This window comes from Embleya sp. NPDC059237 (genome assembly GCF_042754105.1).
Taxonomy (GTDB): Bacteria; Actinomycetota; Actinomycetes; order Streptomycetales; family Streptomycetaceae; genus Embleya.
Map to the genome: position 1 here is coordinate 20,987 of NZ_JBHZAE010000019.1, position 12,705 is coordinate 33,691.

A 12,705-nucleotide genomic window follows, 5' to 3' on the forward strand; every position below is an offset into this window, starting at 1 on the left:
AGCCCTGGCGCACGCGATGTCGCGCACGGAACGGGCGGTTTCGTGGAGCAGCCGGGTGGGCCCGGGTGGGTGGAGGGTGCTACCCGGTCAGTGACACAGGGAGCCGGCGGAGCGGCGCAGATCGATGAACAGGCGCCGGGTCAACCGCGCCCGGGGCGACATCGCGCCGGCGGCGGTGCGGGGGTACGCGGCAGGCGTGGCGCGGCGATTCGCCGTACTCATCCACCCGCTCATGCGATCGTTCCCCCGATATCGGTCGACGTCGCGACGCTAACGCAGCATGTCCGGTCTTGTCCATCGACCCGCTCGACGCCGGCATCGGGCGTCGTTTCGAACCGTGAACACCCTTTGACGGAGCGGGATCATGCTCGTAGCCTGCGAATCATGTCTCAGTCCCGATGGCCGGGCGGTGCCGCGTGAGCGATCTGCGGGTGTTGGACAACGCGGTCTACACGTCCCTGACCGGACCGCATGCCGGCCTTGCCGAGAGCAAGGGTCGGGTGCGGCGTTATCCCGTCGACGTATCGCCGTTCGCGGCGCTGCCGGACGATCCGGGCGCGGCGGATTGGGCGGATCTGGCCGCACTGGCCGGTCCCGGCGTGGTCGTACCACTGGCCGATGGGGAGACCCTGCGGCCGCCCGAGGACTGGGAGGTGGTGATGCGGCTGGCGGGCGTACAGCTCCTGGGCGACGTCGTGATGGGCATCCCCGACGACTCGCTGGTCCGACTCACCGCCGCCGATGTACCGGAGATGTCGGACCTGGTCGCCCGCACCGAGCCCGGGCCGTTCCTGCCCCGCACGATCGAACTGGGCACCTATCTCGGTGTCCGCCACGAGGGCGCGCTGATCGCGATGGCCGGGGAGCGCCTGCATCCGCCCGGCTGGACCGAACTCAGCGCGGTGTGCACCGATCCCGCGCACCGGGGGCGGGGGCTGGCGACGCGGTTGGTCCTGGCGCTGGTGGCCGGGATACGGGGTCGGGGCGAGACTCCGTTCCTGCATGCCTCGGCAGGGAATGCCAATGCGATACGGCTCTACGAGTCGCTGGGGTTCCGGCTGCGGCACACCCCGACCTTCCTGGCGGTACGGGTTCCGGCCGACGAGCCTGTTGCGGGAGTGAATGCGCGGTAGGTAGGCGGGGCGCCGGGTGGACGTGGGGCCGGCGGGCCGCGCGTGCGACCCGCCGGGGTGTACCTACCGATCGTCGTGGGTCGGTGGGGCCGTGAGGTCCCGGAGCCCGCGAGAGCCCAGGCCCGTGAGGTCCCAGGGCCGTAGGGTCCGGGGCCCGCGAGGTTCGGCGGGGCCGTCAGCCCGGCGGGTCCTCTGCCGCCGTGGCGTCCTGGTCGGCGCGGTCGGCGGCTTTTTCCGCCTCGGCCACCGTCGAGGCCATGTCCGAGGGCGCGTCGGCGGGCGTGACCTGGCTGCCGGCCGGTTTCGACCCGTTGTCGCCGCCGTCGGAGCCGCCGCACCCGGTCAGAGTGACACCGAGGGCGAGCGCCGCCACGACGAGTCCGCCGATCCGGCGGCGCACGCTGCTCACTTGCCCGCGGCGGACGGCTGCGTGTCGCACCACGTCTTGACGTTCGCCAGGTCGGCCTTGCGCTGCTTGAGTTCCGGCAACAGACGCTGACGCGTCGTCAACTTGTCGTTCAGGTAGGTCTTCACGGCCGGGCGGTTGAGCTTGTCCGCCTCGGCGATGCGCGCCTGCAGGTGTGCGATGGATCCCTTGACGGTCGCGTCGCCGCCGAGCCGCTCGATCGCCTTGGTCAGGCGCGTGTCAATGGTCGGAACCCGCTTGCAGATGCCCGGCTTGTGCTTGTCGCCGGCCGGCATCGGGCCCGCCTGGGCGGCCGGTGCCGAGACCAGGGCGCCGACGGTGGTCAGGGCGGCGAGGGCGCCCAGAGTGGCGAGGCGCCGGGGCGCGCGGGTGCGCGAAGTGGTGGTACGGCGAGACATGGTGGATCTCCCGAGTTCACGGTTCACCGCCCCGCTGCGGGGTGGCGTGCCGCGAGAGTAGGTCGCCGATCTGTGGGGTTCTTGTGAGCCGTCTGTGCGGTTCTTGTGAAGCCGGACTCGGCCGGGGAATCGCCCGATCCCCCGGTCTCCGGGCCGCTTCGAGGCTCACTTCCTCCGGCCGCTTCGACGATCACTTCGCGGTGGCGACCGCCCCCGGTTCGCGGGTCAGCCAGTCGTGCCGGATCCCGTCGTCGCCGGCCGCGTCCGCCGCCGGGTGCCGCAGCGGGAGTACGACCTCGACGCGCGTACCGACGCCCTCGGGCGGGTCGCTGACCGTGACCCGGCCCCGGTGCAGCTCGACCTGCTGGGCGACCAGGGTCAGTCCCAGACCGGCTCCCGGGCTGTCCGGTCCGCGCCGGAACCGCTCGAACACCGCCGCGCGGCGGTCGATCGGAATCCCCGGGCCGGCGTCGTCCACCCGGATCCGGGCACCGTCGGGTACCGCCTCGACGGCGACCCGGATCGGGGTCGGCCCGTGCGGGCCGCGCCCGTGCACGAGTGCGTTGCCGATCAGGTTGTCCACGACCAGGCGCAGTCCCGGACGCAGGCCGTCGACCCGGACCTCGCCGGAGCCGACCACCTCGACCTCCGCGCCGGGCTGCCGGAGCCGCGCGTCGTGGGCCGCCTCGTGGGCGAGTTCGACCAGGTCGACCTGGTCGAAGGGTTGCGCGTCGGCCAGGTCGCCCTGGGCGAGTGCGCGCAGCGAGGCGAGCAGGGACAGGATCCGCTCGTGGCCGGCGGTCAGGTCGGCCAATACCTCGACGCGCTCGTGCGCCGCCAGGTCGGGGTAGGCCGCGAGCACGTCGAGGTCGGTACGCATCCCGGTGAGCGGCCCACGCAGTTCGTGATCTACGGTCGCGGCGAACGCGCGCGCCGTATCCAGGGCGTCCCGGGTTCGCGCGGTCTGTACGTCGTAGCGCCCGAGCACGTCCGCGAGGGTGCGACCGAGTTCGTCTACTTCGGCCACCCCCGATGGGACGTGTACGTCGGGCCGCTCCCGGTCGTCCGGTTCGATCGCCGCCGCCCGTCGACGCAGCGCCCGCAACGAGCGAGTGGTCGTACCGGCGACAACCAGGCCGGCGAGGGCGGAGATCGGTACGGCGAACAGCGCGACCACGAACACCCGGCGGCGCAGCAGCGCGGTACGGGCCTCGGTCTCCGCCGTCGGCTGGAACACCCGCAGCGTCGCGGGCGCCCCGGAACGCGTAGCGCCCAGCGGCCGGGTGATCACGCGCCACGCCTTGCCGCCGGAGCGCACGGTGACCGGCCCGGACCGCCGATTCTCCGGCAGCGCCACCGCGGGCGGCGGTTGCGGCCCGGCGGCGACCGGCCCACCGGGCAGTTCGACGCGAACCCCGACGTCGAGCGCCCCGTCGAACAGCCTGGTCTCCCGGGCCCGCACGGCATTCTCCCGATCGTTCTCGACGGCACGCAGCAGCGCCCGCGCATCCGGAGCAAGCCGGTCGGCGCGCTGCCGCAACGTGACGTCCTGACGGTGAGTCACATCAGCGGTGACCCACCGCACGACCAGACTCCCGGCCGCGATCACGAGGAGGGGCACCAGGACGCCGACGGCAAGCGCGATCCGGGTGGACAACCGCATCGACAGTTGCCGGCGCCGGGGCGGGGAGGGCGCGCCCGAGGGACGGCGGTCGGCCTCGGTGGACCCACCAGCGGGGGTGGTCGGGGTGACCCCGCCCGTTATGTTCACCGCTTCCGCCGCCTTCACCGCCGGCCGTCCGACACCCGGAGCACGAAGCCCACCCCGCGCACGGTGTGCAACAGGCGCGGCCTGCCACCGGCCTCCAGCTTGCGACGCAGGTAGCTCACGAAGGTGTCGACCACATCGGTCCGCACCTCGAAGTCGTAGCCCCACACCCGGGCCAGCAGCTGATCCCGAGTCAGAACCAGCCCGGCGTTGCGCACGAACACGTCGAGCACCGCGAACTCGCGAGCGGTCAGGTTCACCGGCTCACCGTCGTAGGTGGCCAGATACGCGGCACCGTCCAGGGTCAGCGGCCCCGCCCGCAGCACCCGATCCCCGGCCGGGGCCGGCGGTCGACGGCGCAGCAGCGCACGCAGCCTGAGTTCGAGTTCACGCAGGTCGAAGGGCTTGACCAGGTAGTCGTCCGCACCCGATTCCAGCCCGGTGATCCGATCGACGGTCTCGTCCCGAGCGGACAACATCAGCACCGGGGTATCCACCCCGCGCTCACGCAACGCGGCACACACCTCGATCCCGGTAAGCCCGGGCATGGCCACGTCCAACACGATCGCCTGCGGCGCCGCCTGCCCCCCGGCCCCCTCCCCGGTCCCGACCGCAGCCAGGGCCGCCGCCCCATCCGAGGCCAACTGCACCCGATAGCCGGCCAACCGCAGCCCCCGCTCAAGGGCGCGCCGAATGGCAGGATCATCATCCACAACCAACACCCGAGCCGCCCCCACGGCCCCCTCCCCCTCAACCACCCGCCATCACCCCAAACTCACCGGCCCTCCCAAAGCTGGTCGGACTCTACGCCGGGAGTATCCCCCGCCCACGCGGCTCCGGGGACGGGGGTGGCGGAGGGTCGAGCGAAGCGCGAGCCCGCCGGGGCCTGGCCGAGGGGGCGGGACGTTCCGGGCGGGCGGTGCGCTCGGGGTGGCGGGTGGCTGGTGCGGGGTTGGTCCGAGTCGGTGGTGGCACGCCGGCGGCGGCGTGCCGGGCTCCGGGACGGCGGCTTCCGGCGAGATGGGCGTCTTGCTCGGCGAAAACCGGCCGACAGCGTGGCGGGGCGGGGCGGGGCAGATGGTCGGGTCGATTCCGCCGGGGCAACTTCCCGAGGGGGTCGAGCGCTTTCGGCGAGCGTTGCGCTTGTGGTGCAGGCCGGCCGGTGCGGGGCCGGTCGGAGTCGGAGGCGGGCCGCCGCCGGCGTGCGGGGCTCCGAGACCTGGGGGTCCCGGCGAGACGGCCGCATTGCTCGGCGAAAACCGACCTGCAGCGGCGGGCAGGGTGGCGGTGGCGGTAAGGGCACCTCATCCGGAGGACCTTGCCGAGTGGGTCGGGCGTTCCCAGCGGGCGTTGCGCCTTGGGTTGCGCGGGCTGTGCGGGGCTTGGCTGAGTCGGTGGTGGGCCGCCGCCGGCGTGCGGGGCTCCGACACCCGAAGCCCCCAACGAGACAGCCGCGTTGCTCGGCGAAAGACCGGCGGGCAGCAGCGGCGGGGAAGGTGGTCGAGTCGGATTCTCCGAGGGGCCTTCCCGAGTGGGCCGGGTGTTTTCGCCGGGCGTTGCGCCTTCGGTGGCGTGGGCCGGCCCGGGGCTGGTCTGAGTCGGTGGTGGGCCGCCGCCGGCGTGCGGGGCTCCGAGACCCGGGCTCCCGGGTGAGGCAGGCGCGTTGCCCGGCGAAAACCGGCCGGCAGTGGCGGGAGGGAGCTGCTCGGGTCGAGTCTGCCGAGGGCGCCTTCCCGAGTGGGCCGGGTGTTTCCGGCAGGCGGTGGCATGTGGGTTACGAAGGTTCACGAACCCGGATGACGCGGAGTATCCGGAGCCTCGGTGCGCGAGAAAACCGCAGGTCAGTGCGGGCGGCGACTGTTTCGGATGCCTCGGGATCCGGTTTCGGCTCCCACTGGGCACTTTCGGTCTCCTCGACGGCCTTTGTGAGGTCGCAGCGCCCGAAGCCCGACTCCGATGGAGCCGTTTCGGTCCCTGCTCCGGCGTTGAGGAGGTCGGAGCACACGAAACCGGCACTCGGCGCCTGACTTTCCGCCCCGATCGCACAAAACCGCAGGTCACGGAAGCTGGAAGCTCAAGACCACCCGCCGAGATCCGGTTTCGAACTCCAACCCCTCGCCAAACGCCCCCGAAACGCCCCGACCCCCTCGGGAAGGCCCTCCGGAGGACCCGACCCAACCACCCTCCCCGCCCCCGCTGCCCGCCGGCTTTTCGCCAAGCAACGCGCCCCTCTCGCCGAAAGACCGCAGTTTCGGAGCCCCGCACGCCGGCGGCGGCCCACAACCGACTCAGACCAGCCCCGGGCCGGCCCACGCCACCGAAGGCGCAACGCCCGGCGAAAACACCCGGCCCACTCGGGAAGGCCCCTCGGAGAATCCGACTCGACCACCTTCCCCGCCGCTGCTGCCCGCCGGTTTTTCGCCGAGCAACGCGGCCGTCTCGTTGGGGGCTTCGGGTGTCGGAGCCCCGCACGCCGGCGGCGGCCCACCACCGACTCAGCCAAGCCCCGCACAGCCCGCGCAACCCAAGGCGCAACGCCCGCTGGGAACGCGCGACCCACTCGGGAAGGCGTCCCGGGGGACCCGACCCGACCACCCTCCCCGCCCCCGTTGCCGGCCGGTTTTCCGCCGAGCAAAACGCCCGCCTCGTCGGGCGGCCCGGGTCTCGGAGCCCCGCACGCCGGCGGCGGCCCACCGCCGACTCAGAGCAACCCCGCACCAGCCACCCGCAACCCAGGGCGCAACGCCCGCCGGAAACACCCGACCCACTCGGGAAGGCGCCCCGGAGGACCCGACTCGACCAACCTCCCCGCCCCCGCTGCCGGCCGGGTTTCCGCCCAGCAATGGGGCCGCCTCGCCGGAAGCCGCCGCCTCGGAGCCCCGCACCGGCCACCCGCAGCCCAACCGGCAACGCGCCGGCCTCGGTTCGGTCAGCCGATTGGGGCGTCTCCTGGGAGGCCGGCGTCGATGGCGACGTTGCCTGGGGCCAGGCGGCAGACCACCCACTTGCCGTTTTCTCGGCGCAGGTCGACCCAGTAGGGCGACGGCGAATGGTCGGCGCCGGTGATCGAGACGTTCACCGTGGCCAGGTCGTCCTCCCTGGTGGAATTGACGAACGAGAACGTGAAGTCGGCGCCCTCGCCCGCCACCACCCGGCGGGTGTCCTCCTCGCGCGCGCCGTTGCAGGCGCCGTGAAATGCCGTGGCCGGTCGGCCTGCGGCGACCGCGTGGAGGTAGTCGCGCGTGGTGTCGTGCCACGGGCGGTCGAAGTCGGCCCCCGACACCGAGCAGGAGATCATCACGACGGCTGCCACAGCCGGTGTGGTGCCGCGCACGGCCCGCGACACCACCGTTCGCCACCAGGCGCAACGCCCCACGTTTCCCCCGCTCATCGCCACGATCGCTGGATCGTAGCGCGAACTCCCGTGAGAACAACCGGGCTTCACGTCGGCAATCGCACGGGCTTTGATTGACGCAGCGACGCGCGGTCTTTCACTGTCCGATTCGCGCTTCAGATAGGTGTGTTGGGCTCGAATACTTCGGATTTCTCGGACAGCGCGAACGACACGTCTCCCTCTCCGCTTCCGTTTCCGTTTCCGTCTCCGTTTCCATCGGCGACCACGCCGAGACCGCCCACCCCCAAAAAGCTGATGATTGCCGAATCCCGGTCATCGGTGATGAAGCCGACTAACGTCGAATTCGGTACATCCGAGCGCATCTGCCGTCGGGCGACCCGGTGGCGGCGCATAGTGGAGGGTGAAGGTGGCGGTGATGAGTCACGAGAGCGCGGTCGCGGCTGCCGAGGCGGCGCGGCGGTATTACGGCACGGGTGACGTCGACGGTTTCTATCGGGCCGTGTGGGGCGGCGAGGACATCCATACCGGCGTGTACGCCCGCGCCGACGAATCCGTGGCGGTCGCATCACGCCGTGCCGTCGAGCTCGCGGCGGATCGGGTCGCCGGGCGGCTCGGGCCGGAGCATACGGTGTTGGACCTGGGCTCGGGGTACGGCGGGCCGGCTCGCTACCTGGCCGGGCAGTTCGGGTGTCGGGTCGTTGCGCTCAACATCAGTCCGACGCAGAACGCCCGGCATCGCGACACCAACGTCGAGGCCGGTCTCGACGGGCTGATCGAGGTCGTCACCGGGTCGTTCCAGGACATCCCGTATCCGGCGGGGCAATTCGACGTGGTGTGGTCGCAGGAGGCGTTCTGCCACAGCGGCGATCGGCGGCAACTCCTGGCCGAGGCCGCTCGTGTGCTGGCCCCGGAGGGGGACCTGGTCTTCACCGACCTGATGGCCGCCGACGGCACCCCGCCCGAGGCGCTGCGCTCCGTGCTGGCCCGGCTCGAGGTGGCCGAGTTCGCCACGCCGTCGTTCTACCTGCGCGAGATCGCCGCGCTGGGCCTGACCCATATCGACTTCGACGACCGCAGCGAGCAGGCGCTCACCCACTACCTGCGCCTGACCGAGGAAACCCGCCGGCGCGCCGACGAACTCCGCGACGTGATCGACCCGACCTACCTGGCCACCCTCCAGGAGAACCTGCCGTTGTGGGTCGACGCGTGCCGCAGCGGCCGGATGAGCTGGGGCATCTTCCACTGCCGCCGCGCCGCCTGAGATCCCGGCAACGTCGCACACCCCGTCGTTGCCGAAGGTGGGAAGACTTCTCAGGCACCCGTCAAAGCGCGCCGACGGGGCCGCTTCAGGCCTCTAACCTGGGCGAATGGACACGCTCGAATACCGGATCACCCCTCGGCGACGGGAGTGGATCGCCGCTGCCGTCGCAGCCGGCGTCGGGATCGCCGCGGCGCTGTGGGTGACCGTGGACCCGGGGTGGGCGCACTTCCTGCGCCGCTCGGTCGCCGGTGACGTCAGCCGCTGGTACATCCCGATCTGGATGGGCCTGGTGGTGCTCCTACTCGTCCCGCCCCTCATGGTGCGCGGCGTGGTGGCACGCACCCGGCTCACTCCCGAGGGCATCACCGACCGCGGCCTCTTCCGTACCCGGTTCGTTCCCTGGGCAGAGGTCACCGACCTCTCGATCCGGGCCATTGCCCCGAATTACCTCACCCGCCGTATCCGGGTCCGCCGCCGGCACGGCCGCCCCGTGTATCTGTCCGGCGTCCAGGACCGGGTGGCGGCGGACGGCCTGGCGGACCCCTGCGCGGCCATGGTCGGCTACTGGCGCGAAGCCCTCGACCCGCACCCGGCGGCCCACCACCGCTGACCGGCACCGGGCGGGGCCGGGCCGGACGGGCCGGGGCGCCGAACAGGCCCGAACAGGCCCGAACAAAGGAACGCGGTCGGCAAAGCGGACGAACGCCCCGGCGCGGTTGTCGGATTCGAAACTCGCTTATACGTTCCTGAGATGCAGGATCGTGTGCCTGCCGGCCCCAGCGCGTTACCAGTCGGAAGTCAGGAGTGGCCGAGGATGGTTCAGGTGGATACGACGGTGCCGCATTCGGCACGGATGTACGACTACGTGCTCGGCGGCAAGGACAACTACCTCGCCGACCGGGAGGCCGCCGAGGAAGCCCTCAAGGTGTGGCCGGGGCTGTGGACGAGCATGCGGGTCAACCGGGCCGTGATGCGCCGCATGGCGCACTGGTTGACCGCCGAGGCCGGCATCCGCCAGTTCCTCGACATCGGCACCGGCATCCCCACCTCGCCGAACCTGCACGAGGTGGTGCAGGAGACCGCCCCGGAGTCCCGGGTGGTGTACGTCGACAACGACCCCATCGTGCTCGTGCACGCCCGCGCGCTGCTGAGCAGCGCCCCGGAGGGCCGCACCTCCTACGTCGAGGCCGACATGCGCAAGCCCGACACGCTGTTCTCGACCCCCGAGTTGTGCGACACCCTCGACCTGAGCCAACCGGTCGCGGTGACGGTCATCGCGATGTTGCAGTTCGTCGAGGACGCCGCCGGGCTGATCGAGAAGCTGACCGCGCCGCTGGCCCCCGGCAGCTACCTGGCCATCACCGCCGCGACGGCCGACCTGGCCAAGGGCTCGACCGCGCTGGCCGAGGTGTACAACCGCCGGGGCGTGCCGATGTATCTGCGCTCCCGGGAGGAGTTGACCGCCCTGTTCGCCGACCGGTGCGATCTCGTCGAGCCGGGTGTCGTGCCGATGCAGCACTGGCACCCCGTCGAGGGGGAGGAGCCGGTCGGCGTCGAGGACACCAACATGTTCGCGGGCGTGGGCCGGCTGCGCTGAGCCGACCGCGAAGGCGAGCGGTGCTACCCCTTGGCCTGCTGGATCCGGACCATGTTGCCCGAGGGGTCGCGGAACGCGGAGTCGCGCGGTCCCCACGGCTGGTCGATCGGCTCCTGCAGGACCTCGGCTCCGGACGCTCGGACCCGCTCGAAGGTCGCGTCGAGGTCGTCGGTGCTGAAGACGGTCATCGGCAGCATGCCCTTGACGAGCAGTTCCTGAAGGGCGTCTCCGTCGGCCTGGGAGCGGCCGGCGTGCGGCTCGGAGAGCACGATCTCGAGGTCGGGCTGCGTGGCGCTGCCGAGGGTGACCCAGCGGAAGTCGCCGGAGGCGACGTCGTTGCGCAGTTCGAGGCCGAGCGCGTCGCGGTAGAAGCCGAGCGACTCGTCGACGTCGTTGACGGTGATGTGGCAGTACTGGAGTGCGATCTTCATGCGCCCAACGCTAGCCGGCGTCGTCGGGACCCGCTTCTCGAATCCTGCTCGGGCCGCCCCGGGCCGGCCGGGTCCGCACCTTGGCCACGCACGCGGGCATGGCCGCCACCGCCGGGTGTTCCCGGCCACGGTAGGCACTCGGGGTCTCGCCGACGATCTCGGTGAACCGTGAGCTGAAGGAGCCGAGCGAGGTACAGCCGACGGCCATGCACGCCTCGGTCACCGTCATCCCGCCGCGCAGCAGCGCCATCGCCCGCTCTATCCGGCGGGTCATGAGGTAGCTGTACGGGGTCTCGCCGTAGGCGGCCCGGAACCGCCGGGAGAAGTGCGCCGGCGACATGAGCGCCCGACGGGCCATCGTCGGCACGTCGAGCGGTCGCGCGTAGTCCCGGTCGATCAGGTCCCGCGCACGCCGCAGGTGGGCCAGATCGGCCAGCTCTTCCGGAGTCATGCCGCCCACGCTACCGCCGGTTGCCGACATACCCGACGACCTGCGCGAACGGGACCGTGAACGGGGCCGCGAACAACACCCGGAGGACGCCGCCGAGGCGGAGCACACCCGCCTCGGCGAAGGCGACCCCGAGCGCAAGCGCGAAAGCGAAGGAGCCGGCGCCGGCGACCCGCTCAGCCGAACATCACGCTGTGCGGAATCGGCTCCTCGAAGTTCGCCGACCCGCCCGGTGCCAGCACGCTCAGCGGCTCCTCGCAGCCCCGGTCCGCGAACAGGCGGGCGCCTGCGTCAGTGCCGTTCTCCACCTGCACCGCACCCTGGAGCAGGAGCCGGCACTCCCCGTTCGCCGGGTTCTCGATCGTCAACGCACCCGAGTCCGGGGATACGTAGGTGAACGTGCCCGTGGCGGCGTACGCGCCGCTCGTGGACATCGCGGTACAGAGCACGAGCGCCGCACCGGTGGTCGCGGCCATCCGGCCCAACCGCTTCAGCGAGTACATACGGATCTCCGAATCGGGGTGGTCGTCACGGGACCCGGGAGGGCCGGGTCCCGTGACCGGTCTACCTCCCCACCACGCAGCAACCGACCGGTTCGCCCGGACGAGGGCGTGTCTCGCGCGTCGGCGTGCGTTCACGCGTGGCGCGGTGGCATCGGGACCAGGCGGTGTTCCACCGGGAGCGGGCCGAGGGCGTCGAGCATGGTGGCGAACTTGACGCTGGTCTCCGCGAGTTCGGCCTCCGGGTCGGATTCGGGCAGGATGCCCGCGCCCGCCCACAGCCGGATGCCGTAGCGGCCGACCACCGCGCAGCGCAGCGCGATGATCCAGCGGCCGTCGCCGTGCCGGTCCATCCAGCCGACGAGGCCGCTGTAGTAGCCGCGCGGGTGGGTCTCCAGGCGGTCGATCAGGGTCCGGGCCGCCGCGCGGGGCAGTCCGCACACCGCCGGGGTCGGGTGCAGCAGCGCCGCGAGCGCCAGCGCGCTGGGCACCGGTGGGCGCAATCTGGCCTGGATCCGGGTGGACAGGTGCCACACCCGTGCGGTGGCCACCACGCCCGGCCGGTCGGGGATGTCGAGCCTGGTGCACAGCGGGGTCAGCACCCGGCGCAACTCGTCCACCAGCAGGGCGTGTTCGCGTCGCTCCCTGGCCGAGCCGAGCAGCTCGGCGGCCCGGGCCCGGTCCAGTGCGGGATCGGGGTGTCGCGGTGCGCTGCCGCCCATCGGGTTGAGCAGGAGTCGGTCGCCGTGTCGGGACAAAAGCAGTTCCGGCGAGGCGCCCACCAGGGTGCGCCGGGGCCCGCGCACGCCGGGGCGGTGGGCGTCGGGTCCGGGCGCGCACGGGTCGAGGTCGAGCCGGAAGACGTGTCCGCCCGGGTTGTTGCGGTACAGCCGATCCAGCGTCACCGTGGGGTCGAATCGGCCCGCCAGGGTCAGGCTGCGGGCCAGCACCACCTTGCGCGCGTCGCCGGCCCGCAACCGCCGCACCACCTCGGCGACCGCGGTCAGGTAGGCGGGGTCGGTGGCCGACGGTCCGGCCGGCCGGGGCGGGGCCGTTCCGCAGGTCGCGACGGTGGTGCGGGCCGTGCTGTACATGCGACCGACGGCCAGCACGGCGGGGGTGTTCTCGTCGAAGGGGAGCGCGCCGACCACACACCGGCCGGGCCCGGCATGCCGCAGGGCCCGCTCGGCGCTCTGCGCGACGCGGACGAACTGGCCCGGGCCGGGCCGGACCCGCAGCGGTGGCCCGGGGTGGGCGCGCAGCAGGTGTCGGGAGGTGGCGAGCAGGAAGCGGGCCGGGCCGAGGGGCATCGTCGACTCCTGTTCCGCGCGACGCCGACCGGCCGTGTACGGGCGGCGCCGCCGCCGACGTGGCAGCTGTACGGGAT

The 12,705-nt window shown here is 72.4% G+C and carries 15 protein-coding genes; 4 read left to right on the forward strand and 11 right to left on the reverse strand.

Annotation, left to right across the window (positions count from 1 at the left end; genetic code table 11):
* Window positions 1-87: 87 nt before the first annotated feature.
* A complete protein-coding gene (locus ACFXKZ_RS40930) occupies window positions 88-222 on the reverse strand; it encodes a hypothetical protein (protein WP_268812566.1) in 135 nt (44 codons plus the stop codon).
* Window positions 223-416: 194 nt separating this feature from the next.
* On the opposite strand from ACFXKZ_RS40930, the gene ACFXKZ_RS40935 reads away from it, so the two are divergent.
* Entirely contained in the window at window positions 417-1,133 is a 717-nt protein-coding gene (locus ACFXKZ_RS40935) for a GNAT family N-acetyltransferase (RefSeq protein WP_380009300.1), read from the forward strand.
* 175 nt (window positions 1,134-1,308) lie between these two features.
* Here the strand turns inward: ACFXKZ_RS40935 and ACFXKZ_RS40940 are convergent, their stop codons facing one another.
* The 6 genes from ACFXKZ_RS40940 to ACFXKZ_RS40965 all read right to left on the reverse strand — a co-directional run bounded on the left by ACFXKZ_RS40940 (window position 1,309) and on the right by ACFXKZ_RS40965 (window position 7,473).
* The gene (locus tag ACFXKZ_RS40940; protein ID WP_380009303.1) at window positions 1,309-1,542 is read right to left on the reverse strand and encodes a hypothetical protein; all 234 of its coding nucleotides are present in this window, start codon (window positions 1,540-1,542) and stop codon (window positions 1,309-1,311) included.
* Window positions 1,539-1,958, reverse strand: a complete 420-nt coding sequence (locus ACFXKZ_RS40945) for a hypothetical protein (protein ID WP_380009306.1) — start codon at window positions 1,956-1,958, stop codon at window positions 1,539-1,541. The genes ACFXKZ_RS40940 and ACFXKZ_RS40945 overlap by 4 nt, the downstream gene beginning before the upstream one ends.
* Before the next feature lie 190 nt (window positions 1,959-2,148).
* Window positions 2,149-3,729 carry a sensor histidine kinase gene (locus ACFXKZ_RS40950; RefSeq protein ID WP_380009309.1) on the reverse strand — a complete coding sequence of 527 codons (1,581 nt, stop codon included), beginning with the start codon at window positions 3,727-3,729 and terminating at the stop codon, window positions 2,149-2,151.
* Between the two features lie 14 nt (window positions 3,730-3,743).
* A complete protein-coding gene (locus tag ACFXKZ_RS40955) occupies window positions 3,744-4,439 on the reverse strand; it encodes a response regulator transcription factor (protein WP_380009312.1) in 696 nt (231 codons plus the stop codon).
* Between the two features lie 2,216 nt (window positions 4,440-6,655).
* Window positions 6,656-7,039, reverse strand: coding sequence for a hypothetical protein (locus tag ACFXKZ_RS40960; RefSeq protein ID WP_380009315.1), 384 nt, complete (start codon window positions 7,037-7,039; stop codon window positions 6,656-6,658).
* A 197-nt stretch (window positions 7,040-7,236) separates the two neighbouring features.
* Window positions 7,237-7,473, reverse strand: a complete 237-nt coding sequence (locus tag ACFXKZ_RS40965; RefSeq protein WP_380009318.1) for a hypothetical protein — start codon at window positions 7,471-7,473, stop codon at window positions 7,237-7,239.
* Window positions 7,474-7,496: 23 nt separating this feature from the next.
* On the opposite strand from ACFXKZ_RS40965, the gene ACFXKZ_RS40970 reads away from it, so the two are divergent.
* The 3 genes from ACFXKZ_RS40970 (at window position 7,497) to ACFXKZ_RS40980 (ending at window position 9,939) form a co-directional block, all read left to right on the forward strand.
* Window positions 7,497-8,342 carry an SAM-dependent methyltransferase gene (locus ACFXKZ_RS40970; protein ID WP_380009321.1) on the forward strand — a complete coding sequence of 282 codons (846 nt, stop codon included), beginning with the start codon at window positions 7,497-7,499 and terminating at the stop codon, window positions 8,340-8,342.
* Window positions 8,343-8,448: 106 nt separating this feature from the next.
* The gene (locus tag ACFXKZ_RS40975; RefSeq protein ID WP_380009324.1) at window positions 8,449-8,952 is read left to right on the forward strand and encodes a PH domain-containing protein; all 504 of its coding nucleotides are present in this window, start codon (window positions 8,449-8,451) and stop codon (window positions 8,950-8,952) included.
* A 204-nt stretch (window positions 8,953-9,156) separates the two neighbouring features.
* A complete protein-coding gene (locus ACFXKZ_RS40980) occupies window positions 9,157-9,939 on the forward strand; it encodes an SAM-dependent methyltransferase (protein WP_380009327.1) in 783 nt (260 codons plus the stop codon).
* A 23-nt stretch (window positions 9,940-9,962) separates the two neighbouring features.
* Here the strand turns inward: ACFXKZ_RS40980 and ACFXKZ_RS40985 are convergent, their stop codons facing one another.
* From ACFXKZ_RS40985 to ACFXKZ_RS41000, 4 genes are all read right to left on the reverse strand, one after another.
* Complete coding sequence (locus ACFXKZ_RS40985) at window positions 9,963-10,370, reverse strand: VOC family protein (RefSeq protein WP_380009330.1); 408 nt, start codon at window positions 10,368-10,370, stop codon at window positions 9,963-9,965.
* Window positions 10,371-10,380: 10 nt separating this feature from the next.
* The gene (locus tag ACFXKZ_RS40990; protein ID WP_380009333.1) at window positions 10,381-10,821 is read right to left on the reverse strand and encodes a helix-turn-helix transcriptional regulator; all 441 of its coding nucleotides are present in this window, start codon (window positions 10,819-10,821) and stop codon (window positions 10,381-10,383) included.
* Between the two features lie 173 nt (window positions 10,822-10,994).
* The gene (locus ACFXKZ_RS40995) at window positions 10,995-11,321 is read right to left on the reverse strand and encodes a hypothetical protein (protein WP_380009336.1); all 327 of its coding nucleotides are present in this window, start codon (window positions 11,319-11,321) and stop codon (window positions 10,995-10,997) included.
* A 131-nt stretch (window positions 11,322-11,452) separates the two neighbouring features.
* Window positions 11,453-12,628 carry an isochorismate synthase MenF gene (locus ACFXKZ_RS41000; protein WP_380009339.1) on the reverse strand — a complete coding sequence of 392 codons (1,176 nt, stop codon included), beginning with the start codon at window positions 12,626-12,628 and terminating at the stop codon, window positions 11,453-11,455.
* Window positions 12,629-12,705 lie beyond the last annotated feature (77 nt).

Coding starts and splice junctions, on each gene's coding strand:
- ACFXKZ_RS40930 (WP_268812566.1), bottom strand. CDS start 222: ATGAGTACGGCGAATCGCCGCGCCACGCCTGCCGCGTACCCCCGCACC.
- ACFXKZ_RS40945 (WP_380009306.1), bottom strand. CDS start 1,958: ATGTCTCGCCGTACCACCACTTCGCGCACCCGCGCGCCCCGGCGCCTC.
- ACFXKZ_RS40965 (WP_380009318.1), bottom strand. CDS start 7,473: ATGCGCCGCCACCGGGTCGCCCGACGGCAGATGCGCTCGGATGTACCG.
- ACFXKZ_RS40970 (WP_380009321.1), top strand. CDS start 7,497: ATGAGTCACGAGAGCGCGGTCGCGGCTGCCGAGGCGGCGCGGCGGTAT.
- ACFXKZ_RS40975 (WP_380009324.1), top strand. CDS start 8,449: ATGGACACGCTCGAATACCGGATCACCCCTCGGCGACGGGAGTGGATC.
- ACFXKZ_RS40980 (WP_380009327.1), top strand. CDS start 9,157: ATGGTTCAGGTGGATACGACGGTGCCGCATTCGGCACGGATGTACGAC.
- ACFXKZ_RS40985 (WP_380009330.1), bottom strand. CDS start 10,370: ATGAAGATCGCACTCCAGTACTGCCACATCACCGTCAACGACGTCGAC.
- ACFXKZ_RS40990 (WP_380009333.1), bottom strand. CDS start 10,821: ATGACTCCGGAAGAGCTGGCCGATCTGGCCCACCTGCGGCGTGCGCGG.
- ACFXKZ_RS40995 (WP_380009336.1), bottom strand. CDS start 11,321: ATGTACTCGCTGAAGCGGTTGGGCCGGATGGCCGCGACCACCGGTGCG.
- ACFXKZ_RS41000 (WP_380009339.1), bottom strand. CDS start 12,628: ATGCCCCTCGGCCCGGCCCGCTTCCTGCTCGCCACCTCCCGACACCTG.